We start from the raw sequence: 21,592 nt of genomic DNA, 5'->3' as shown, positions 1-21,592 counted from the left end.
TTTCTATTTTTCGGTAAAATAGAGAGAAAGGGTTTTCTTAATTACTATAAAGAGGTTAGTTAAAATGTCATATATTGAAATGAAACATTCTTATAAACGTTATCAAGCAGGTGAGACTGAGATTGTTGCCAACAATGATATCAATTTTGCGATTGAAAAGGGGGAGTTGGTTATTATTCTTGGTGCATCAGGTGCTGGAAAATCAACTGTCTTAAATATCCTCGGTGGAATGGATACCAATGACGGGGGTCAGGTTTTGATTGATGGTGTTGATATTGCTAAATTCAATGCCAAGGAATTGACAACTTATCGTCGTAATGATGTCGGTTTTGTTTTTCAATTCTACAATTTGGTGCCTAACTTAACTGCTAAAGAAAATGTTGAATTGGCTTCTGAAATTGTTCCAGATGCTAGAGACGCTGAACAGACTTTGGTTGATGTTGGTCTAGGAAAACGTCTGAATAATTTTCCTGCACAGCTTTCAGGTGGAGAACAACAGCGTGTTTCAATTGCGCGTGCGGTAGCTAAAAATCCTAAATTGCTGCTCTGTGACGAGCCGACTGGTGCTTTGGACTATCAAACAGGAAAACAGGTTCTAAAAATTTTACAGGATATGTCACGCCACAAAGGCTCAACTGTCATTATTGTAACGCATAATTCAGCTCTTGCTCCGATTGCTGACCGTGTCATTCATATGCATGATGCGACAGTCTCTAGTATTGAGGTTAATGAGCATCCACAAGACATTGAAACACTAGAATACTGAGGTGGTTGCTATGTCGAAGAAAACATATTGGAAAGATATTAGAAAGGCAATTATCGCATCTAAAGGACGCTTTTTGTCTATTATGCTTTTGATGATGTTAGGAGCTTTTGCCTTCGTTGCTCTGAAAGTTACTGGGCCAGATATGCAAAGAACGGCAAGTGATTATCTTAAAAAGCACAACACGATGGACTTGTCTGTTATTGCGAGCTATGGTTTGAGTGATGATGACAAAAATGAATTATCATCTGTAAAAAATAGTCAGGTTGAATTCGGTTATTTAACTGATGTGACTATAAAAAATACCGATGATGCTATCCGAATTTTTTCAAAGAGCAAGGATATTTCAACTTACGAACTTGTGTCTGGAAGATTTCCAAAAGCAGATAACGAAATTGCGCTAGCATCAACACTTAAGAAAAAATATCATGTTGGTGATGAGATATCATTTGCTCAATCTAGTGAAAATAGTATTCTGAAAAAAACAACTTTTAAGATTGTTGGATTTCTTAATTCATCAGAAATTCTCTCTAAAAATAGCCTAGGAACATCAAGCGCTGGTAATGGAGTATTAAAATACTACGCTGTCACAAGTAGCACAGCTTTTGATAGCGAATTTTATACTATTGCCCGAATTCGCTACAATGATTTGAAAGGTTTAAATCCTTTTTCTAAAAGTTATAAAGAAAAATTAGCAGCTAAAGAAGATTCCTTAGATGATTTGTTGTCTGACAATGCTGACAAGCGTTTAAATCAATTAAAATCAGAAGCTAAAGCCAATATTGATACGAATCAAGAAAAAGTAACAGCTGCCAAATCAGAACTAGTAGAACAAGAATCTGCACTAACTTTATTACCTGCAGAACAACAAGCGGTAGCCCAAAGCTCAATTGATAACGCTAAAGCTAAAATCACAGAGAGCGAACGCCAAATACAAGAAGCTAAAGCGCAGGTTGAAGTAATGAAGGCACCAACATATTCGATTTATACACGCTCATCTTTCCCAGGTGGTGGAGGTTACCAGACTTACGAATCAAGTACTTCAAGTATCGGAAGTATCGGGAATGTCTTTCCAGTTGTCTTGTATGTTGTAGCTGCGCTTGTTACATTTACAACGATGACTCGATTTGTTGATGAAGAACGTACTAACTCAGGTGTTCTAAAAGCGCTCGGCTACAGTAATAGTGATGTTATTAAAAAGTTTGTTATCTATGGTTTTGTAGCAAGTGTGACCGGAACGGTTATTGGTGTTTTTGCAGGGCATTATATTTTATCACAAGTTATTGCTGAAATCGTTACTGGTGATACAACACTTGGAAGTACTCACTTGTATTTCTATTGGTCATACACTTTAATTGCATTTGTATTTGCTCTTGTCAGCGCTGTATTACCTGCCTTTATTATCGCTCGCAGTGAACTAAGTGAAAAACCAGCGCAACTGTTACTCCCTAAACCTCCAGTTAAAGGCTCAAAAATTTTATTAGAGAGAATTGGATTTATTTGGAGTAGAATGTCATTCACACATAAAGTGACTGCTAGAAATATTTTCCGATACAAGCAGCGTATGTTAATGACGATTTTTGGTGTCGCTGGTTCAGTAGCTCTACTATTTGCAGGGCTTGGTATTCAATCATCGTTAGGTAAAATTATTGACAATCAGTTTACACGGTTGATGCCGTATGATATGATTGTCGTCAAAAATAGTGAAGATGCTACTTCAAAAGAATTAAGTTCATTCATAGATTCTAAAAAAGTATCCAAATACCAAAGTGTATTCATGTCACATCTAACGGAAAAAATTTCTGGTTCGACTGATAAACAAGACATTTCAATTCTTGTAAGTGACGATAATGATTTTGGAGATTTCATCCATCTTAAAGATGCTAAAACTAAACAAGAACTCACTTTGTCTGATGATGGAGCTATTATTTCCGAAAAATTAGCAGAATTATATGGTGTAAAAGCCGGTGATAAATTTACTCTGACAGATCAAAATGGTCATAGACGTTCTATCAAAGTTTCTAAAGTTGCTGAGATGAATGTTGGACACTATCTGTTTATGTCGAAGAAATCATATCAAAAAACATTTGATGATGCTATTTCAAATAATGCCTATCTTTTGATTCTTAGAAATCATTCAAGTAAGAACATTGAAAATATGGCGACAAAATTGCTAGCAATGGATGAGGTATCTGCCGTAAGCCAAAATGCAACACTTGTTAAAAATGTCAATTCGGTTGTTGCATCACTAAATGGCGCGATGACAATCTTAATTATTATTTCAATACTACTCGCTGTTGTTATTCTTTATAATTTGACTAATATCAATGTTGCTGAACGCATTAGAGAATTGTCAACGATTAAAGTTCTTGGTTTTTATGATAAAGAAGTGACTATGTACATTTATCGTGAGACAATTGTGCTATCTCTAATTGGAATTGTCGTTGGATTGGTTGGAGGACAATATCTCCACCAAATCATTATGAATATGATTGGTTCAGATGCGATTAAATTTGGTACAGAAGTCGGAATAGAAATTTATATTATACCAGTTGTTGCAGTTGTTGGTATTCTATTACTCCTTGGTTTCTTAGTTAATCATATCTTGAAAACTGTTGATATGTTAGAGGCGTTGAAGTCTGTAGATTAGCAGCAAAAAGCGAATAATATAGTGGAAGAGTGGCTGAAGCTGCTCTTTTCACTTGTCAAAAATTTATCTTAGTATTAGAATACTATTTGTAAAGGAGATAGTTATGAGCGAAGCAATTGAAAGATATCAAGTGAATAATATAGCCAAAATTTCCTTAAAGGAAGTAACTGAACATTTCAAAGGAAAAGCTGTTTCAAAATTAAGTGGTGAAGGAAATATTTCAGTTGTCAATCTTAGCGACATGCTTGAAATAGGTATAAACTATGATGGTTTGAAAAAAATTGAAGCAGATGAGGATAGCGTGCAGCGTTATCTATTGCAAGAAGGTGACGTTTTGATTGCTTCAAAGGGGACAGTCAAAAAAACAGCTATTTTTCATGAGCAAGATTATCCAGTCATTGCCTCAGCTAATATCACTGTCTTGAGACCCATTGCTGATATTGCAGGAGGCTACATTAAACTATTTCTAGATTCAAAACTTGGCCAAGAACTTCTTGAAGAGACTAATACAGGCAAGAATGTTATGAATTTAAATACTCAAAAAATCGTTAGTATTGAAATACCAAAACTTCCAGCTCTTAAGCAAGCCTATCTCTTACAACGCTACGAGCAAGGGCTTAGAGATTATAAGCGTAAAATGACCAGAGCTCAGCAAGAATGGCAACACATCCGTGATGAAGTTGAAAAGAATTTATTTTAAAGGTTATTTGATGAGGTTAGGACAGGTTTCTCCTAACCTTTTTATCTGCGTGAAATCTGTTGATGAAACATTTTTACCAGATTTATGACAAAGATTTGCTATAATAGGGGTATTATCAAATGAGCGAGGAAACTATGAGTAATATCAAATGTCCACATTGTGGAACTGTTTTTACTATTAACGAAACAGAATATAGTCAATTGCTTGCGCAAGTTCGCAGCAGTGAATTTGACAAAGAATTACATGAACGTTTGGCAAAAGAAAAAGCCTTGATGGAAGAAAAATCTAAAAATGATTTACAAACTCAAGTCAGTATCAAAGACCAGGAAATTGCTGAATTGTCAGCTCAATTAGAGCAATTAAAGCAAACTCTTGAGCTAGAAAATCAACGCCAGTTGAGCCAGAAAGATCAAGAAATCATTACTTTAAAATCACAATTAGATAATCTTAATTCAGTTAAAAAACTTGAATTAACACAAGCTTTGGCTGAAAAAGATAAAGAGCTTGTTGACCTTAATAATCAAATTGAGCGCTTGTCGCTTGAAAATAAAACAAGCTTGGTTGAAGCAGTTGCAAGTGTTGAAAAAGAACGCGACGATGCAAAGGCTAAGCTTGCATTGCAGAAAAAGGAAGCAGAGCTATCTCTTGCGTCAGTTAAAAGCGATTATGAGGCACAGTTAAAAGCTGCCAACGAGCAAGTTGAGTTCTACAAAAACTTTAAAGCACAGCAATCTACAAAAGCGATTGGAGAAAGCTTAGAAGTTTATGCAGAAACAGAATTTAACAAAGTTCGTGCCTACGCTTTCCCAAATGCTACTTTTGGAAAAGATAATGAAGTTTCAAGTCGTGGCTCAAAGGGTGATTTCATTTACCGTGAAACAGATGAAAATGGTGTTGAAATACTATCGATTATGTTTGAAATGAAAAACGAGGCTGATGAGACTAAAACCAAGCATAAAAACAAGGATTTCTATAAAGAACTTGATAAAGACCGTCGCGAGAAAAATTGTGAGTATGCTGTTTTAGTAACCATGCTAGAAGCTGACAATGATTATTTCAATACTGGGATTGTCGATGTTAGTCACGAGTATGAAAAAATGTACGTTGTGCGTCCGCAACTTTTCATTCAACTGATTGGTATTTTGCGAAATGCTGCGCTTAATTCGCTTAAGTACAAGCAAGAATTAGCTTTAGTACGCGAACAAAATATTGACATCACACACTTTGAAGATGATCTTGAGACCTTCAAAAATGCTTTTGCTAAGAATTACAATTCAGCAAGCAATAACTTCAAAAAAGCCATTGACGAAATTGATAAATCTATTCGTCGTATGGAAGAAGTTAAGCGTTTCTTAACTACTAGTGAAAACCAACTTCGTCTTGCAAATAATAAACTGGATGATGTTTCGGTAAAAAAATTAACTCGAAAAAATCCTACTATGCGTGCCAAGTTTGAAGCACTGAAAGATTGATTTAAATTTTGGTAATAAAATGTTGACAAGTTGAAACAAAATCAAAGTTTTAGCTTGTCTTTTAATGCTGAAAACGGTTATAATAGTAGTTATGATTAACGGAATTATTAACTTAAAAAAAGAAGCAGGAATGACTAGTCATGACGCAGTCTTCAAGCTTCGAAAAATTTTACATGAAAAGAAAATTGGTCATGGTGGAACGCTAGACCCTGATGTAGTCGGTGTTTTACCAATCGCTGTTGGAAAAGCAACTCGCGTGATTGAATATATGACTGAAGCTGGAAAAGTTTATCGTGGGCAGATTTGTCTTGGTTTCTCAACAACGACAGAAGATGCTAGTGGTGAGATTCTTGAGAAAACCCCAGTTACTGATTTGTCTGAGGAGAAGGTAGATCAAGCTTTGTCTCGCTTTATTGGAGACATCATTCAAGTCCCACCGATGTATTCAGCAGTTAAAGTTAATGGTAAACGTTTGTATGAGTATGCTCGAGCTGGTCAAGCAGTCGAACGTCCAAAACGTCAAGTAACTATTCATAATTTCAAACGAACTAGTCAGTTATCATTTAAAAATGACTGCTGCTATTTTGATTTTGAAGTTGCTTGTAGCAAGGGGACTTATATTAGAACGTTATCAGTTGATTTAGGAAAAGAACTTGGCTATGCGAGTCATATGTCTTACCTAGAACGTCAAGCTTCAGCAGGTTTGCAATTAGAAGATGCTTTAACTTTATCTGAAATTGCTGATAAAGTTGCGCATGATGATTTTTCATTTCTTTTGCCAATCGAATACGGTGTTATGGACTTACCTCGTATTGATTTGACTGATGAAGAAGTTACTGAAATCTCTTTTGGTCGAAAGATTGCCATTGATAGAGATGAAGAGCAATTAGCAGCCTTCTATCAAGATAAAGTTGTAGCTATTCTGATTCCACGCGATGACCTATATAAACCTAATAAAGTGTTTTTATAATAGATTGGAAAAAATGAATATTCAACAAATAAATGATGCTCGAGATATAAAAACTACTCGAGATAGTGTTTTAGTATTGGGATACTTTGATGGTCTCCACAGAGGTCACAAAGCATTATTTGATCAAGCAAGAGAAATTGCTGAACGTGATCAATTAGAATTGACTGTTTTGACTTTTAATGAGTCACCACGCTTAGCTCTTGCTCGATTTACACCTGAGTTGCTCCTTAATTTGACAGCTCCACAAAAGCGATATGACAAATTCGCTGAGTATGGTGTTGATAATCTTTACTTGATTGATTTCACATCATCATTTTCAAAGGGTTCGTCAAAAGAATTTCTTGAAACATATATCAAAGCGTTGCGCGCCAAAACAATTGTTGTTGGTTTTGATTATAAATTCGGTCATGACCGTAAGGATGCTAACTACCTATCAGGGATTTTTGATGGCCAAGTTATTGTCGTTCCTGAAGTCCAAGAAAATGGTGAAAAGATTAGCTCAACAAGAATTCGTAAAGAAATCTTATCTGGAAATGTTTCTGAGGTTAATCGTCTTTTAGGATATGAATTTTCAACAAAAGGGATTGTTGTTCACGGAGATGCAAGAGGACGTTCAATCGGATTTCCTACTGCAAATCTTGCTGTATTAGATCGTGTTTATACTCCAGGTGATGGTGTTTACGTGACGGATATTATCGTATCTGGTAAACGTTATCGTTCAATGACTAGTGTCGGGAAAAATGTAACCTTTGGTGGTCAAGATTTACGTCTAGAAGCTAATATTTTTGATTTTCAAGAAGATATTTACGGTGAAACTGTAGAAATAATCTGGCTAGATAAGATTCGAGGCATGGAAAAATTCTCCGGTGCTGACGAGCTAGTTGAGCAATTAAAAAAAGATAAAAAAATTGCCCAAAATTGGAGAAAAAATAGCAATGTTTTTTAAAATTTTGTATAATTAAGATAAGAAGATGAGAGAGGTGGTTTTATGATTACTCTATTTTTGTCACCAAGTTGTACGAGCTGTCGAAAAGCGCGAGCTTGGCTTAATGAACATGATGTTAAATTTCAAGAACACAACATCATTACCAGCCCTCTTAGTCGCGATGAATTGATGAATATTTTAGCGCTTACCGAAAATGGGACAGAAGATATTATTTCAACTCGTTCAAAAGTTTTCCAAAAATTGGATATTGACCTTGACGAGTTATCTGTTTCAGATTTAATTGATTTAATTTCAAAAAATCCTGGTTTACTTCGTCGTCCGATTATATTGGACAACAAACGAATGCAAATTGGATTCAATGAAGACGAAATTCGTGCGTTTTTGCCGCGCGATTATCGCAAACAAGAGTTGCGTGAAGCAACAATTAAAGCAGAGATTGAAGGATAGAAAGGAATGACTCATCGGTTTTACTTGTATTAAAAATTACTTGTTTTCGATGAGTTTGGACATTATTGTATGAAAAATTACAGCTATCCACTTGATTTGTCTTGGAGCACTGAAGAGATAGCATCAGTGCTTCATTTTTTGAATCAAGTTGAAGCCGCATACGAAACAAAAGTTTCAGTGAATGATTTATTGAATAGCTACGCTGAATTCAAAACAATCGTTAAAAGTAAAGCTCAAGAAAAGCAAATTGATCGTGAATTTCAGCAAAGTAGTGGATACTCAACTTATCAAGCTGTAAAAGCCGCTAAAGCTAAGGAGAAAGGATACATTTCCCTTGGAAAATAAGTTTGAATTTGCTAAACAAATTATTCGTGAAGCAGGCGATTTAATCAAATCGAGTATGCTCAGTAATCTTCAAGTCGAAGAAAAAACACGTTTTGATGATCTAGTAACAAACGTTGATAAATCGGCTCAGGAATTACTGGTTACAGAAATTAAAAAATATTATCCTAATGATAATATTTTTGCTGAAGAGAACGGCTTACGACATAGCATATCTGATGGCAATGTTTGGGTTCTCGATCCAATTGATGGAACGGTTAATTTTGTTGCTCAAGGGACACATTTTGCTGTTATGATTGGCTATTATGAGAATGGTGTAGGTCAGTTTGGTCTTATTTATGACGTGATGAATGATTTATTGTATGCTGGTGGTGGCCGATTTGATGTTTATAAAAATAATCAAAAATTGCCTTCATTCCAGAATCGACCTCTTAATCGCTTTTTAGTTGGTTGTAATGCTTGCATGTATGCGACTAATTACCACGGTCTTCAAGATATGATTGAACAAACTTTAGGGATTCGAGTTTATGGTGGAGCAGGTATTAGTATGGCTGCTGTAATGGAAGGTCAGCTAATGGCTTACTTTTCTTATATTCAACCGTGGGATTATGCGGCAGCTAAGGTCATGGGAGAAAAACTTGGCTATACTTTATTGACTATTGATGGAAAAGAACCAGATTTTGTTAATCGTCAGAAGGTCATGTTTGTTCCAAAAGAAAAATTACCAGAAATACAAGCTTATTTGAAGGAAACCTAGTATGTTTTACTAGGTTTTTCTTTTATTTCTGTGGTAAAATAGGTTTAATTTAAGAAAACGTTTAAATGACAAATATTATATAGATTGAAGAGGAAATTTTTATGATGAATTGGCTACTGACGCAGAATGTTGTCTTTTTAGCCTTATTAGCTGGCCTATTTACATGGGGCTGTACGATTCTTGGTTCTGCAGTAGTTTTTTTCTTTACCAAAGTAAGTCGTAAATTACTTGATGTGATGATGGGATTTGCAGCTGGAGTTATGATTGCTGCATCATTTTGGTCTTTGCTTGACCCTGCACTTGCCTATGCCAAAGCTGATTACGGAAGTTACGCATGGATTCCAGCGGCTGTAGGCTTTCTTCTCGGAGGATTTAGTCTGCGCTTGATTGATGCGGTTGTTCCTCACCTACATCTTGGAAAGGATGTTTCAGAGGCAGAAGGGATTCAGCCTAAAAAGAAATTGTCAAAAACTGCTTTGCTCTTTTTAGCAATAACTATTCATAATTTTCCGGAAGGATTAGCAGTAGGGGTTACTTTTGGTGCACTTGCTTCTGGAAATATGACAACCGCTGCGCTTGTAGGAGCAATTGGTCTTGCTATTGGGATTGGTCTTCAGAATATCCCTGAAGGAGCAGCCTTATCAATTCCAATTCGTGCGGATGGTAGCTCTCGAAAACGAGCATTTTTCCTTGGTTCTATGTCAGCGATTGTTGAACCTATTGGAGCTGTCCTTGGCTCAGCTCTTGTCATCGTCATGTTGCAGATTATTCCTTATGCCCTTGCTTATGCGGCTGGTGCGATGATTTTCGTTGTTGTTGAAGAGCTAATTCCAGAATCACAAACTAATGGAAATACTGATGTTGCCACACTTGGTTTAATGGTCGGTTTTGTGATTATGATGGTGATGGATGTCGCCTTAGGTTGATGATAAAAGGTAAAAAGCTAGCATGTCTTGCTAGCTCTTTTTTTGCGTGCTGATTATTTGAAACTGTTTTCAAAATTTAATAAAATAGTAAAAAAGAAAGAGGTATTAAAATGTCAATTACAGTTAATTTATACTATAAAGGCGTTAATGGAAATGCTAGAAAATTCATGGAAGAGATGGAAAATTCAGGGACAGCAGATGCTATTCGTGCAGAAAAAGGGAACCTAAGATATGATTACTTTATTCCCGCCAAAGACCCTGAGACAGTTCTTTTAATTGATAGTTGGGAAAATCAAGAAGCTATCGACGTTCACCATGCTTCACCGATGATGGCCACTCTAGCAAAACTTCGTGACAAGTATGATTTGCATATGACGGTAGAGCGTTATGTGTCAGATGATACTGATATTGATAGCGAGTTTATTCGTAAATAATTAGGAGAATTATATGACTACATTTGCAGATTTTTTTACACCAATAAACGTAGCCAAAGCAGAAAATCAGTTACAAAACGCTGAAGAATTTATTCTATTTATTGGGCGCCCTACATGCCCTTATTGTCGACGTTTTGAGCCAAAATTAACTCAGGTTGCTAAAGAGAATAAACTTGATGTTTATTACATTAACAGTGATGAAATTTCACCTGAATTAGATAATCTTCGTTCTACTTATAATGTCGCTACAGTGCCAGGTCTTTTAGTGGCTAAAGGTGGCAGAGTTAAAGTAGTTTGTGATTCTTCATTATCAGAGGAAGAGATTTTGGATTTCATTAAAAAATAGATTCGGAGATTTTATGGAAATAAAACAATACGATTATATTGTGATTGGTGGCGGTTCTGGCGGTATCGCTTCAGCAAATCGAGCTGCTATACATGGCGCAAAAGTCATTCTTTTTGAAGCAAGACAAGTTGGTGGTACTTGCGTAAATCTAGGTTGTGTCCCTAAAAAAGTAATGTGGTATGGCGCTCAGGTTTCAGAAACTCTGAATAGGTACGCTGAAGAGTATGGTTTTCAAATCGAAAATACAACATTTGACTTTAAAAAATTGAAAGAGAATCGACAAAGCTACATTAATCGGATTCATGCTTCTTATGAACGTGGATTTGATAGTAATGGCGTCGAACGTGTCTACGAGTATGCTCGTTTTGTTGATGCACACACGGTTGAGGCAGCTGGGCAATATTACACAGCTCCGCATATCTTAATTGCAACTGGTGGTCATGCCATCTATCCGAATATTCCAGGTGCTGAGTATGGCATGGTTTCGGATGGCTTTTTTGAACTGAATGAAATTCCAAAACGCACTGCTGTTGTTGGAGCTGGTTATATTGCTGTTGAACTTGCTGGAGTTTTACACGCTCTTGGTTCACAGACAGGCTTATTTGTTCGAAAAGACCGCCCACTTCGTAAGTTTGATAAAGAAATTGTAGATGTTCTTGTTGATGTGATGTCTGAAGATGGTCCACGTTTGCACACTCACTCTGTTCCAAAAGAAGTTATTAAAAACGCTGATGATTCACTCACATTGTTTTTAGAAAACGGTGAATCGTATACAGTTGATGCTATTATTTGGGCAATTGGGCGAAAAGCTAATATTTCTGGTTTCGGACTTGAAAAGACAGGTGTTGCGTTAACAGACGATGGTTTTATTGAAACAGACGCATACGAAAATACTTCGGTTGAAGGTATTTATGCTTTGGGAGATGTCAATGGTAAATTGGAATTAACTCCAGTTGCTGTTAAAGCTGGACGACAATTGTCTGAAAGACTATTTAACAACAAACTTGATGCAAAGATAGATTATCATAATGTTTCAACAGTTATTTTCAGTCACCCAGCAATAGGTTCTATTGGCTATTCGGAAGAAAAAGCTATTGAAAAGTATGGCGCTGATAACGTAAAAGTCTACCGTTCAAGTTTTACTCCGATGTACACAGCTTTGGGAGCTCATCGTCAACCAAGTAAGATGAAATTGGTGACCCTTGGTAAGGAAGAGAAAATCATCGGACTTCATGGTATTGGATATGGTGTTGATGAAATGATTCAAGGATTCGCAGTCGCCATAAAAATGGGGGCAACAAAAGAGGATTTTGATAGTACGGTAGCCATCCACCCAACAGGATCAGAAGAATTCGTAACGATGAGATAACTTTACCTATAATAAACAACCATAAGATTCTGGATGTTTTAAGTTGTCTGGATGCCTTTCAATAAAAAATCGAAAGAAATTCAAAAGCTTATTCAAAGCTTTTGAACCATCCACCCAACAGGATCAGAAGAGTTCGTTACGATGAGATAACTTTGTTATTAAAGGGGCTCAGAGAAATTAGTGATAACGAGATAAAGAAGTAGCTTTTAATGGCTACTTTTTTCTTTTATTTAGGGCTTTTAAGATTAGTTGAAAGTTGTAAATCATATGTGAAATTGTTATCATAGAAGTATGAAATTACCTGATAAGTTTATTGAAAAATATCGTAATCTTCTTGGTCAAGAAGCAGATGATTTCTTTGCTACATTTGATGAAGAAGCGGTCTCTGGATTTCGAGTAAATCCTCTAAAAAATGCTCAGCAAGAATTTGACTCCCCGATTCCAAATACTCCTTGGGGATACTATGGAAAAGTTTCTGGAAAATCAGCTGAGCACGTTTCGGGTCTTGTTTATTCTCAAGAACCAGCTGCACAGATGGTTGCCCAAGTTGCATCACCAAAAGAAAACATGCGAGTACTTGATTTAGCGGCAGCGCCTGGTGGAAAATCAACCCACCTTCTTAGTTATATGAATAACACTGGGGTGCTTGTCAGCAATGAAATTTCAAGCAAACGTAGTAAAATTTTGGTTGAAAATATCGAACGATTTGGTGCTAGAAATGTTGTGGTAACTAATGAAAGTTCTGATAAGTTAGCTAAAGTTTTCAAAGAATATTTTGACTTGATTGTTTTTGATGGCCCATGTTCTGGAGAAGGAATGTTCCGTAAGGACCCCCAAGCGACTCAGTACTGGCATGAAGGTTACCCAGGAGAATGCGCGAGCCTTCAAAAAGAAATTTTGGAAGAAGCCATGAAAATGCTAGCGCCTGGTGGAACACTAGTTTATTCAACTTGTACTTGGTCGCCAGAAGAAAATGAAGGTGTTGTTAAATGGTTATTGTCAACCTATGATAACTTAGAGCTTGTTCCTATCGAAAAAATCAATGGGATGGCTGAAGGAATTGAGATGCCAGAAGTTGCTCGTATGTATCCACATCGTTTTAAAGGCGAGGGTCAGTTCGTTGCTAAATTGCGTGATACACGAGAACCTTCTCATTCCAAAGTTAAGCCAGTTAAATCTAATTTGACAAAAGATCAATTGACATTATGGCAAGATTTTGCAAAAAAACATATTAAGGTCGAATTGAAAGGACTTTTGCAAACTTTTGGTGATAATTTGTATTTATTGCCAGAAGGTCTGCCAGATCTTAAAAAACTAAAAATTGCTCGAAATGGACTCCATCTTGGAACATTTAAGAAAAATCGTTTTGAACCATCGTTTGCTTTAGGCTTGGCACTTTCTCCAAAAGAAGTAGTACAGTCTGTAGAAATTGATATAGAACAGTTTGAGGTTTATGTCACTGGAAATGTCATAAATTTAACTGAGCAACTAAAAAATGGTTGGTATTTAATTTCTGTAAACGGCAATGGAATAGGTTTTGCAAAAATTACTGGAAATATTCTGAAAAATTATTTTCCAAAAGGTCTTCGCTTTAATCCGTAAACTGTTACAGGTACAATTTTTACCTTACATGCACTTTTCAAGGTTTCTGTGATGTGTTACTATTTCCTTGTGAGGTATTTTTAATACTTCATAGAATTTACTCTTTATTTTCAAAAGAAGTAGGAATCGCAAATGAAAAAAAAGAAAATTATTAGCTTTTTATTGCTAGTTACTTCAGTTACTTTTGCTCTATCTGGCTGTGCAAGCTGGATTGACAAAGGTCAGTCGATTACTAGTGTCGGATCGACAGCTTTACAACCTTTGGTTGAAGCTGCCGCGGATGAATTTGGTTCGACAAATGTTGGGAAAACAGTCAATGTTCAAGGTGGTGGATCTGGTACAGGTCTGTCACAAGTTCAATCAGGGGCTGTACAAATTGGTAATAGCGATGTTTTCGCCGAGGAAAAAGAAGGAATTGCTGCTGATAAGCTAGTTGATCATCAAGTAGCGGTAGCAGGGCTTGCTGTGATTGTTAATAAGAAAGTCTCAGTTAATAATTTAACAACAGACCAACTTCACCAGATTTTTACTGGTAAAATTACCAATTGGAAAGAAGTTGGAGGACCAGATTTAGCTATTTCAATCATTAACCGTGCTGCAAGTTCAGGTTCGCGTGCGACATTTGATAGCATCATCATGAAAGGTGATTCAGCTGTCCAAAGTCAAGAACAAGATTCAAATGGTATGGTCAAGTCAATTGTTTCGCAAACACCAGGAGCTATTTCTTATCTTGCTTTTGCTTACGTTGATACTTCTGTTAAAACAATTCGTTTAAACGGGTACAAACCAACAGCTGAAAATGTAACAACAAATAACTGGCCACTTTGGGCGTACGAACATATGTACACAAAGGGCAAAGCAACTGGCTTGACTAAAGAATTTTTGGATTTTGTTATGAGTGACAAAGTTCAAAAAGGTATTGTTGAACACATGGGCTATATTTCAGTTAATGATATGCGTGTTACAAAAGCAGCTGATGGCACAGTTACAACGAAATAAGGGAGATGCTATGAGAAATCAAGATCTTGAAAAACAGTTAACGACGCCTTCGAAGAATTCTCGTCTTGAGAAATTTGGAAAAAGCATTACATTCTTTTGTTTGGTACTTATTGTTTTCATTGTAGCAATGATTTTAATTTTCGTTGCTCAAAAAGGATTATCCACTTTCTTTGTTGATGGTGTTAATCCAATCACATTCCTATTTGGAAGTAAATGGGATCCAAGTTCAGGATCATTTGGTGCATTACCAATGATTTTAGGATCGTTTATTGTAACTATTTTATCTGCCTTGATAGCAACACCGATTGCTATTGGTGCAGCAGTATTTATGACAGAAATTTCTCCAAAATATGGAGCTAAAATTTTACAACCAGCCATTGAATTACTGACAGGTATTCCATCTGTTGTTTATGGATTCATTGGTTTACAGGTTATCGTGCCATTCACTCGTTCAATCTTTGGTGGAACTGGTTTTGGTATTTTATCTGGTGTCTGCGTGCTATTTGTTATGATTCTACCAACGGTAACTTTCATGACAATAGATAGTTTAAAAGCAGTACCAAGACATTATAAAGAAGCAAGTTTAGCTATGGGTGCCACTCGTTGGCAAACAATTTGGCGTGTTATTCTAAATGCCGCAAGACCTGGTATTTTTACCGCAGTCATTTTCGGTATGGCGCGTGCCTTTGGTGAAGCCTTAGCTATTCAAATGGTTGTTGGTAACTCAGCAGTAGTGCCAAGTTCGCTAACAACTCCAGCTGCAACATTAACATCAGTTCTTACAATGGGAATTGGTAACACAGTTATGGGAACTGTTCAAAATAATGTTCTTTGGTCACTAGCATTAGTCTTGCTCATCATGAGTCTAGGATTTAACATGCTCGTTAAATTTATTACAAGAGAAAGAAAGAGAAACTATGCACGCTAAGAAATTTGATAAGTTGGCAACAGGAATTCTCTACACAATCGCTGGAATCATTGTTGCAATTTTGGCATCATTACTACTATATATCTTGGTTAATGGATTACCACATGTTAATTGGTCATTCTTGACAGGAAAATCATCATCGTATGAAGCTGGTGGTGGTATCGGGATTCAATTGTATAATTCCCTCTTTCTCTTGGTGATTACATTAGTCATTTCTATTCCACTTTCAATGGGAGCAGGAATTTATCTATCTGAATATGCGAAAAAAGGACGCTTTACAAACTTTATCAGAACTTGTATTGAGATTCTTTCATCTTTACCATCTGTAGTTGTTGGTTTGTTTGGTTATCTTATCTTCGTTGTTCAGTTCCAATATGGATTTTCAATCCTTTCAGGTGCGCTGGCACTTACTGTATTTAACTTGCCGCAAATGACACGTAATGTTGAAGATGGTCTTCGTAATGTTCACCATACACAACGTGAAGCTGGACTCGCTCTTGGTTTGTCACGCTGGGAAACAGTTGTTCACGTGGTTATTCCAGAAGCACTACCAAGTATTGTCACTGGTATCGTTCTAGCATCAGGTCGTATCTTTGGTGAAGCAGCTGCGCTTATTTATACTGCTGGTCAGTCAGCACCAGCTCTTGACTGGGGAAATTGGAATCCACTAAGTGTTACAAGTCCAATTTCAATTTTCCGTCAAGCTGAAACACTAGCTGTTCACATTTGGAAAGTTAATAGTGAGGGAACAATTCCTGATGCAACTCAAGTATCTCAAGGTAGTGCTGCTGTTCTATTAGTTTTCATTTTGATTTTCAACCTTTCAGCTCGCTACATTGGTAAAAAACTTCACGCTAAGTTGACTTCAGCAAAATAAAGGAGAAGAGATGACAAAATATAATTGGAATGAAAGACATATTATTACTTTTCCTGAAGAAAAATTAGCACTTTCTACAAAAGACCTTCATGTCTATTATGGACAAAAAGAAGCTATCAAAGGGATTGATATGCAGTTTGAAAAAAATAAAATTACTGCGCTTATCGGTCCATCAGGATGTGGTAAATCAACTTTTCTTCGTAGCCTAAATCGTATGAATGACACCATCGATATCGCCAAAGTAACAGGTCAAATCTTATATGAAGGTATTGATGTTAATGCCAAAAATATTAACGTGTACGAAATGCGTAAGCACATCGGAATGGTTTTCCAAAGACCAAATCCATTTGCTAAATCAATTTATAAAAACATTACATTTGCCTATGAACGTGCAGGTGTCAAAGATAAACAATTCTTAGATGAGATTGTTGAAACTTCTTTAAAACAAGCTGCGCTATGGGATCAAGTTAAAGATGACTTACACAAATCTGCTTTTACGCTATCAGGTGGTCAGCAGCAACGTTTGTGTATTGCTCGTGCTATTGCAGTTAAACCTGATATCCTTTTGATGGATGAACCGGCATCAGCACTTGACCCTGTTGCGACAATGCAGTTAGAAGATACAATGTTTGAGTTGAAAAAAGATTATACAATCATTATTGTGACTCACAACATGCAACAAGCTGCTCGTGCTAGTGATTACACAGCGTTCTTTTACTTGGGAGATTTGATTGAATACGACAAAACAAACAACATCTTCCAAAATGCTAAATTACAATCAACTAGCGACTATGTATCAGGACATTTTGGTTAGGAAGGCATGACATGACAGAACCTATTTTACAAGTAAGAGACCTATCTGTTTACTATAATAAGAAAAAAGCTCTCAATAATGTCTCTATGGATTTCTATCCTAATGAAATTACAGCTCTCATCGGACCATCTGGTTCAGGAAAATCAACATTATTGCGTTCAATTAACCGTATGGGTGATTTGAATCCCGAAGTAACTTTAACAGGGTCGATTGTGTATAACGGACACAATATTTATAGTCCACGTACTGACACTGTTGAACTTCGTAAAGAAATTGGTATGGTTTTTCAACAACCTAATCCATTTCCAATGTCAATTTATGAAAATGTGGTTTACGGGTTGCGTCTAAAAGGGATTAAAGACAAGCAAGTCCTTGACGAAGCAGTTGAAAAATCTTTAATTGGTGCATCAATCTGGGATGAAGTTAAAGACCGTTTACATGATTCTGCACTTGGTTTATCAGGTGGTCAACAACAACGTGTCTGTGTTGCACGTGTTCTTGCGACAAGTCCAAAAATTATTTTGCTTGATGAACCAACATCAGCACTCGATCCAATTTCAGCAGGTAAAGTCGAAGACACACTTTATGGCTTGAAAGATAAATACACAATGCTTCTTGTCACACGTTCAATGCAACAAGCATCACGTATTTCAGATCGTACAGGATTCTTCTTGGATGGAAAACTTATTGAATATGGTAAAACACATGAAATGTTTATGGATCCTAAATGCAAAGAAACCGAAGACTACATCACCGGTAAATTCGGATAGTGATGAAAAGTTTCAAAAGGGAGATGATATTATGTTAAGATCAAAGTTTGATGATGATTTAGAAAAATTGCATAATCAGTTCTATGCAATGGGAACTGAAGTGTTGTCACAAATCAATAAAACTGTTAGAGCTTTTATCAGTCATGACAGAGAACTGGCAAAAGAAGTTATTGAGGGTGACGAAATTGTTAATAATTTCGAAACAAAACTTGAAAAAAAATCTCTTGAAATCATTGCTTTACAGCAACCTGTATCACAAGATTTACGTACTGTAATTACTGTTTTAAAAGCTTCAAGTGACGTTGAACGAATGGGCGACCATGCTGCATCAATCGCGAAAGCAACTATTCGTGTTAAAGGCGAAGAACGTCTTCCAGAAGTAGAAGCAGAAATCAAAAAAATGGGTAAAGCCGTTCGAAATATGGTTGAAGAAGCGCTAGATGTCTACGTAACAGGTGATGAAGAACGTGCTTATGAAGTTGCAGCTTCAGATGAAGTAATTGATAACTACTTTAAAGAAATTCAAAATATGGCTGTTGAGTCTATTCGACAACAACCTGATACAGTATTTGCTGGTAAAGAATACCTTCAAGTCATTACTTACTTAGAACGTATTGGTGACTATGCTCGTAACCTTTGTGAATGGGTTATTTACCTTAAAACAGGGAAAATCATTGAATTATAAAATAGTTAAGAGAAGGGAAAACCTTCTCTTTTTTAATTTTTTAAAACTGACATATATCATATTTTGTGATATAATGATGAAGTTTGATGGTCTCGTATGTCTATTATAAAATAATTGCTCTCTGATATATGAGGCTGTCACCGGATTCAAATTTTTAGAGATTAGATGATATGAGGAAAGACCTCATTCTACGTTTTAAAGGAGTTATATGAAAACTGTAGAACATTTTATTGAAAAGTTTGTTCCTGAGAATTACAACATTTTTCTTGATATCAATCGTCAAGATAAAACTTTTTCAGGAAATGTTGCCATTAATGGTGAGGCTTTGGATAATGCCATTTCATTCCACCAAAAAGATTTGACAATTGCATCAATTTTGTTAGACAATCAAAATCTTGAATTTACAATTGATAACGATAATGAAGCAGTTCACGTTGAATTACCAGAAACTGGAACAATGACGTTGGTTCTTGAATTCTCTGGCAAAATTACTGACAATATGACAGGTATTTATCCATCATATTACACAGTAGATGGTGTTAAAAAAGAAGTTATTTCAACACAGTTTGAAAGCCACTTTGCGCGTGAAGCATTTCCATGTATTGATGAACCAGAAGCAAAAGCTACTTTTGATTTAAGCATCAAATTTGACCAAACTGAAGGTGAAATCGTTCTATCAAACATGCCAGAAGTTGATGCTGAACGTCGTCAAGAAACTGGTCTTTGGACGTTTGACACTACACCTCGTATGTCATCTTATTTGCTTGCCTTTGCACTTGGTGATTTGCAAGGCAAAACAGCAAAAACTAAAAATGGTACTGAAGTTGGTGTCTTCTCAACAAAAGCGCACGCACTTAAATCTCTTGATTTCTCACTTGATATTGCTGTTCGCGTTATTGATTTTTATGAAGAATACTTTGGTGTTAAATATCCTATTCCATTGTCTTACCACGTGGCTCTTCCAGACTTTTCAGCTGGAGCTATGGAAAACTGGGGCTTGGTAACATACCGTGAAGTTTACCTTCTTGTTGATGAAAATTCAACTGTTAAAAGCCGTCAAAGTGTAGCACTTGTTGTTGCACACGAGTTGGCTCACCAATGGTTCGGTAACCTAGTTACAATGAAATGGTGGGATGATTTATGGTTAAATGAATCATTTGCCAATATGATGGAATACGTTTCAGTTGATGCCATCGAACCATCATGGAATATTTTCGAAGATTTCCAAACTGGTGGACTTCCATTGGCTCTTAAACGCGATGCTACTGATGGCGTTCAATCAGTTCACGTTGAAGTTAAACACCCAGATGAAATCAATACATTGTTTGACCCAGCAATCGTGTATGCAAAAGGTAGCCGTTTGATGCACATGCTTCGTCGCTGGTTAGGTGATGATGATTTCCGTGCAGGTCTTAAGATTTACTTTGAAAAACACCAATACGGAAATACAATTGGTCGTGACTTATGGAATGCATTGTCTGAAGCATCTGGAAAAGATGTTGCAGCATTTATGGATGCATGGTTGGAACAACCTGGTTACCCAGTTGTGACTGCAGAAGTTGTTGATGACACACTTGTTCTTAGTCAAAAACAATTCTTCATCGGTGAAAATGTAGACCAAAATCGTATTTGGCCAATTCCACTCAATAGCAACTGGAAAGGTCTGCCAGATACTCTTACAGATGCACGCCTTGAAATTCCAAATTATAGTCAATTAGCTGCTGATAACGAAGGTGCTTTCCGTCTAAACACTGAAAACACAGCACATTACATCACTAATTATAAAGGTGAGTTGCTAAATACAGTTCTCGACCAACTAACTGAACTTGATACTGTTTCAAAACTTCAAGTCATTCAAGAACGTCGTTTGTTAGCTGAAAGTGGTGAAATTTCATACGCAGAATTAGTACCTTTGTTGACTAAACTTGCTGATGAAACTTCATATTTAGTTGCTGAAGCTATTTCACAAGTTGTTGATGGTTTAGATGTTTTCTTAGAAGAAGGTAGCCATGCACAAGTTCAATTCAAAGCATTGATTAGTCATTTGATGCAAAAGAACTATGATCGTCTTGGATTTGAACCAAAAGCTGGTGAATCTGATGAAGATGAAATGGTTCGTCAAAATACAATTTCATTGATGTTGTATGCTGATAATGAAGATGCAGTAACAAAAGCAGAAGCTATTTTCCATCAACACAAGGATAATATTGAAGCAATTCCTGCATCAATCCGCATGTCAGTTCTAGCAAACCAAATCAAGCATGCTGAAACTGAAGAATTAGTATCACTTTATCTTGATACTTACGTTAAGACAAATGATGGAAACTTCAAACGTCAGTTAGCCTCAGCTTTGTCAAATACAAAATCTGAAGCAACAGTTGAACGTGTCTTAGCTGAGTTGAAAAATAAAGATGTTGTCAAACCTCAAGACCTTGCTATGAGTTGGTATCGTCCATTCCTTGACAAACCATTCTCTCAAGGAGCATTCTGGACTTGGGCACGTGAAAACTGGGATTGGATTAAAGCAGCACTTGGTGGTGACATGAGCTTTGATAAATTTGTTATCTACCCAGCTAATTCATTCAAGACAGTCGAACGTCTTGATGAATACAAAGCATTCTTTGAGCCACAACTTGATGATATGGCAATCAGTCGTAATATCACAATGGGTATCAAAGAAATTTCTGCTCGTCTTGATTTGATTAGCACAAGTAAAGTCGCAGTTGAAGAAGCTCTTTCAGCTGTAAAATAATATAAACTTAAAAGCATTTGAGGTCATCTCAGATGCTTTTTTA

General features: G+C 36.4%; 21 protein-coding genes. All 21 read left to right on the top strand.

Annotation, left to right across the window (positions count from 1 at the left end):
* Positions 1 to 64 precede the first annotated feature (64 nt).
* The 21 genes from ACN0NP_RS00210 to ACN0NP_RS00110 all read left to right on the top strand — a co-directional run bounded on the left by ACN0NP_RS00210 (position 65) and on the right by ACN0NP_RS00110 (position 21,549).
* Positions 65 to 766: an ABC transporter ATP-binding protein gene (locus ACN0NP_RS00210; protein WP_423217289.1), complete on the top strand. Its 702-nt coding sequence runs from the start codon at positions 65 to 67 to the stop codon at positions 764 to 766.
* Positions 767 to 776: 10 nt separating this feature from the next.
* Complete coding sequence (locus ACN0NP_RS00205) at positions 777 to 3,413, top strand: FtsX-like permease family protein (protein ID WP_423217288.1); 2,637 nt, start codon at positions 777 to 779, stop codon at positions 3,411 to 3,413.
* Between the two features lie 103 nt (positions 3,414 to 3,516).
* A complete protein-coding gene (locus ACN0NP_RS00200; RefSeq protein ID WP_423217287.1) occupies positions 3,517 to 4,113 on the top strand; it encodes a restriction endonuclease subunit S in 597 nt (198 codons plus the stop codon).
* A gap of 134 nt (positions 4,114 to 4,247) precedes the next feature.
* Positions 4,248 to 5,585, top strand: coding sequence for a DUF2130 domain-containing protein (locus ACN0NP_RS00195; RefSeq protein WP_423217286.1), 1,338 nt, complete (start codon positions 4,248 to 4,250; stop codon positions 5,583 to 5,585).
* Between the two features lie 91 nt (positions 5,586 to 5,676).
* Positions 5,677 to 6,555 (top strand): tRNA pseudouridine(55) synthase TruB, encoded by an 879-nt coding sequence (gene truB, locus ACN0NP_RS00190; RefSeq protein WP_074565914.1) that lies wholly within the window; start codon positions 5,677 to 5,679, stop codon positions 6,553 to 6,555.
* 13 nt (positions 6,556 to 6,568) lie between these two features.
* On the top strand, positions 6,569 to 7,501 hold the full coding sequence (locus tag ACN0NP_RS00185) for a bifunctional riboflavin kinase/FAD synthetase (RefSeq protein ID WP_423217285.1): 933 nt from the start codon (positions 6,569 to 6,571) through the stop codon (positions 7,499 to 7,501).
* 42 nt (positions 7,502 to 7,543) lie between these two features.
* Complete coding sequence (locus ACN0NP_RS00180) at positions 7,544 to 7,948, top strand: Spx/MgsR family RNA polymerase-binding regulatory protein (RefSeq protein ID WP_423217284.1); 405 nt, start codon at positions 7,544 to 7,546, stop codon at positions 7,946 to 7,948.
* A gap of 69 nt (positions 7,949 to 8,017) precedes the next feature.
* Positions 8,018 to 8,293 carry a UPF0223 family protein gene (locus ACN0NP_RS00175; RefSeq protein ID WP_423217283.1) on the top strand — a complete coding sequence of 92 codons (276 nt, stop codon included), beginning with the start codon at positions 8,018 to 8,020 and terminating at the stop codon, positions 8,291 to 8,293.
* On the top strand, positions 8,283 to 9,047 hold the full coding sequence (locus tag ACN0NP_RS00170) for an inositol monophosphatase family protein (protein WP_423217282.1): 765 nt from the start codon (positions 8,283 to 8,285) through the stop codon (positions 9,045 to 9,047). Before ACN0NP_RS00175 ends, ACN0NP_RS00170 begins: the two co-directional genes overlap by 11 nt.
* A gap of 101 nt (positions 9,048 to 9,148) precedes the next feature.
* Positions 9,149 to 9,973, top strand: coding sequence for a ZIP family metal transporter (locus ACN0NP_RS00165; RefSeq protein ID WP_074668922.1), 825 nt, complete (start codon positions 9,149 to 9,151; stop codon positions 9,971 to 9,973).
* 110 nt (positions 9,974 to 10,083) lie between these two features.
* Positions 10,084 to 10,407, top strand: a complete 324-nt coding sequence (locus ACN0NP_RS00160) for a putative quinol monooxygenase (RefSeq protein ID WP_033152672.1) — start codon at positions 10,084 to 10,086, stop codon at positions 10,405 to 10,407.
* 13 nt (positions 10,408 to 10,420) lie between these two features.
* Positions 10,421 to 10,753 carry a conjugal transfer protein TraF gene (gene traF / locus ACN0NP_RS00155; protein WP_039690675.1) on the top strand — a complete coding sequence of 111 codons (333 nt, stop codon included), beginning with the start codon at positions 10,421 to 10,423 and terminating at the stop codon, positions 10,751 to 10,753.
* Positions 10,754 to 10,766: 13 nt separating this feature from the next.
* Positions 10,767 to 12,122: a glutathione-disulfide reductase gene (gorA, locus tag ACN0NP_RS00150; protein WP_423217281.1), complete on the top strand. Its 1,356-nt coding sequence runs from the start codon at positions 10,767 to 10,769 to the stop codon at positions 12,120 to 12,122.
* A 291-nt stretch (positions 12,123 to 12,413) separates the two neighbouring features.
* On the top strand, positions 12,414 to 13,724 hold the full coding sequence (locus ACN0NP_RS00145; protein ID WP_423217280.1) for an RsmF rRNA methyltransferase first C-terminal domain-containing protein: 1,311 nt from the start codon (positions 12,414 to 12,416) through the stop codon (positions 13,722 to 13,724).
* 132 nt (positions 13,725 to 13,856) lie between these two features.
* Positions 13,857 to 14,723 (top strand): phosphate ABC transporter substrate-binding protein PstS, encoded by an 867-nt coding sequence (locus ACN0NP_RS00140; protein ID WP_024344051.1) that lies wholly within the window; start codon positions 13,857 to 13,859, stop codon positions 14,721 to 14,723.
* Between the two features lie 10 nt (positions 14,724 to 14,733).
* On the top strand, positions 14,734 to 15,651 hold the full coding sequence (gene pstC / locus ACN0NP_RS00135; protein WP_021142341.1) for a phosphate ABC transporter permease subunit PstC: 918 nt from the start codon (positions 14,734 to 14,736) through the stop codon (positions 15,649 to 15,651).
* On the top strand, positions 15,641 to 16,528 hold the full coding sequence (gene pstA / locus ACN0NP_RS00130; protein WP_021142340.1) for a phosphate ABC transporter permease PstA: 888 nt from the start codon (positions 15,641 to 15,643) through the stop codon (positions 16,526 to 16,528). The genes pstC and pstA overlap by 11 nt, the downstream gene beginning before the upstream one ends.
* A 10-nt stretch (positions 16,529 to 16,538) precedes the next feature.
* A complete protein-coding gene (pstB, locus tag ACN0NP_RS00125) occupies positions 16,539 to 17,342 on the top strand; it encodes a phosphate ABC transporter ATP-binding protein PstB (RefSeq protein WP_004231794.1) in 804 nt (267 codons plus the stop codon).
* 11 nt (positions 17,343 to 17,353) lie between these two features.
* Positions 17,354 to 18,112, top strand: a complete 759-nt coding sequence (gene pstB, locus ACN0NP_RS00120) for a phosphate ABC transporter ATP-binding protein PstB (RefSeq protein ID WP_024344052.1) — start codon at positions 17,354 to 17,356, stop codon at positions 18,110 to 18,112.
* A gap of 31 nt (positions 18,113 to 18,143) precedes the next feature.
* On the top strand, positions 18,144 to 18,797 hold the full coding sequence (gene phoU / locus ACN0NP_RS00115) for a phosphate signaling complex protein PhoU (RefSeq protein WP_024344053.1): 654 nt from the start codon (positions 18,144 to 18,146) through the stop codon (positions 18,795 to 18,797).
* A 208-nt stretch (positions 18,798 to 19,005) separates the two neighbouring features.
* Positions 19,006 to 21,549, top strand: a complete 2,544-nt coding sequence (locus ACN0NP_RS00110; protein WP_423217279.1) for a M1 family metallopeptidase — start codon at positions 19,006 to 19,008, stop codon at positions 21,547 to 21,549.
* Positions 21,550 to 21,592 lie beyond the last annotated feature (43 nt).

Source organism: Streptococcus equinus, from assembly GCF_049393805.1.
GTDB classification, from domain to species: Bacteria; Bacillota; Bacilli; order Lactobacillales; family Streptococcaceae; genus Streptococcus; species Streptococcus equinus.
This window is presented reverse-complemented; position numbering and strand designations above follow the sequence as displayed.

Excerpts from the sequence above, each read along its gene's own strand:
- ACN0NP_RS00210 (WP_423217289.1), top strand. The coding sequence starts at position 65 with ATGTCATATATTGAAATGAAACATTCTTATAAACGTTATCAAGCAGGT.
- ACN0NP_RS00205 (WP_423217288.1), top strand. The coding sequence starts at position 777 with ATGTCGAAGAAAACATATTGGAAAGATATTAGAAAGGCAATTATCGCA.
- ACN0NP_RS00200 (WP_423217287.1), top strand. The coding sequence starts at position 3,517 with ATGAGCGAAGCAATTGAAAGATATCAAGTGAATAATATAGCCAAAATT.
- ACN0NP_RS00195 (WP_423217286.1), top strand. The coding sequence starts at position 4,248 with ATGAGTAATATCAAATGTCCACATTGTGGAACTGTTTTTACTATTAAC.
- truB (WP_074565914.1), top strand. The coding sequence starts at position 5,677 with ATGATTAACGGAATTATTAACTTAAAAAAAGAAGCAGGAATGACTAGT.
- ACN0NP_RS00185 (WP_423217285.1), top strand. The coding sequence starts at position 6,569 with ATGAATATTCAACAAATAAATGATGCTCGAGATATAAAAACTACTCGA.
- ACN0NP_RS00180 (WP_423217284.1), top strand. The coding sequence starts at position 7,544 with ATGATTACTCTATTTTTGTCACCAAGTTGTACGAGCTGTCGAAAAGCG.
- ACN0NP_RS00175 (WP_423217283.1), top strand. The coding sequence starts at position 8,018 with ATGAAAAATTACAGCTATCCACTTGATTTGTCTTGGAGCACTGAAGAG.
- ACN0NP_RS00165 (WP_074668922.1), top strand. The coding sequence starts at position 9,149 with ATGATGAATTGGCTACTGACGCAGAATGTTGTCTTTTTAGCCTTATTA.
- ACN0NP_RS00160 (WP_033152672.1), top strand. The coding sequence starts at position 10,084 with ATGTCAATTACAGTTAATTTATACTATAAAGGCGTTAATGGAAATGCT.
- traF (WP_039690675.1), top strand. The coding sequence starts at position 10,421 with ATGACTACATTTGCAGATTTTTTTACACCAATAAACGTAGCCAAAGCA.
- gorA (WP_423217281.1), top strand. The coding sequence starts at position 10,767 with ATGGAAATAAAACAATACGATTATATTGTGATTGGTGGCGGTTCTGGC.
- ACN0NP_RS00145 (WP_423217280.1), top strand. The coding sequence starts at position 12,414 with ATGAAATTACCTGATAAGTTTATTGAAAAATATCGTAATCTTCTTGGT.
- ACN0NP_RS00140 (WP_024344051.1), top strand. The coding sequence starts at position 13,857 with ATGAAAAAAAAGAAAATTATTAGCTTTTTATTGCTAGTTACTTCAGTT.
- pstC (WP_021142341.1), top strand. The coding sequence starts at position 14,734 with ATGAGAAATCAAGATCTTGAAAAACAGTTAACGACGCCTTCGAAGAAT.
- pstA (WP_021142340.1), top strand. The coding sequence starts at position 15,641 with ATGCACGCTAAGAAATTTGATAAGTTGGCAACAGGAATTCTCTACACA.
- pstB (WP_004231794.1), top strand. The coding sequence starts at position 16,539 with ATGACAAAATATAATTGGAATGAAAGACATATTATTACTTTTCCTGAA.
- pstB (WP_024344052.1), top strand. The coding sequence starts at position 17,354 with ATGACAGAACCTATTTTACAAGTAAGAGACCTATCTGTTTACTATAAT.
- phoU (WP_024344053.1), top strand. The coding sequence starts at position 18,144 with ATGTTAAGATCAAAGTTTGATGATGATTTAGAAAAATTGCATAATCAG.
- ACN0NP_RS00110 (WP_423217279.1), top strand. The coding sequence starts at position 19,006 with ATGAAAACTGTAGAACATTTTATTGAAAAGTTTGTTCCTGAGAATTAC.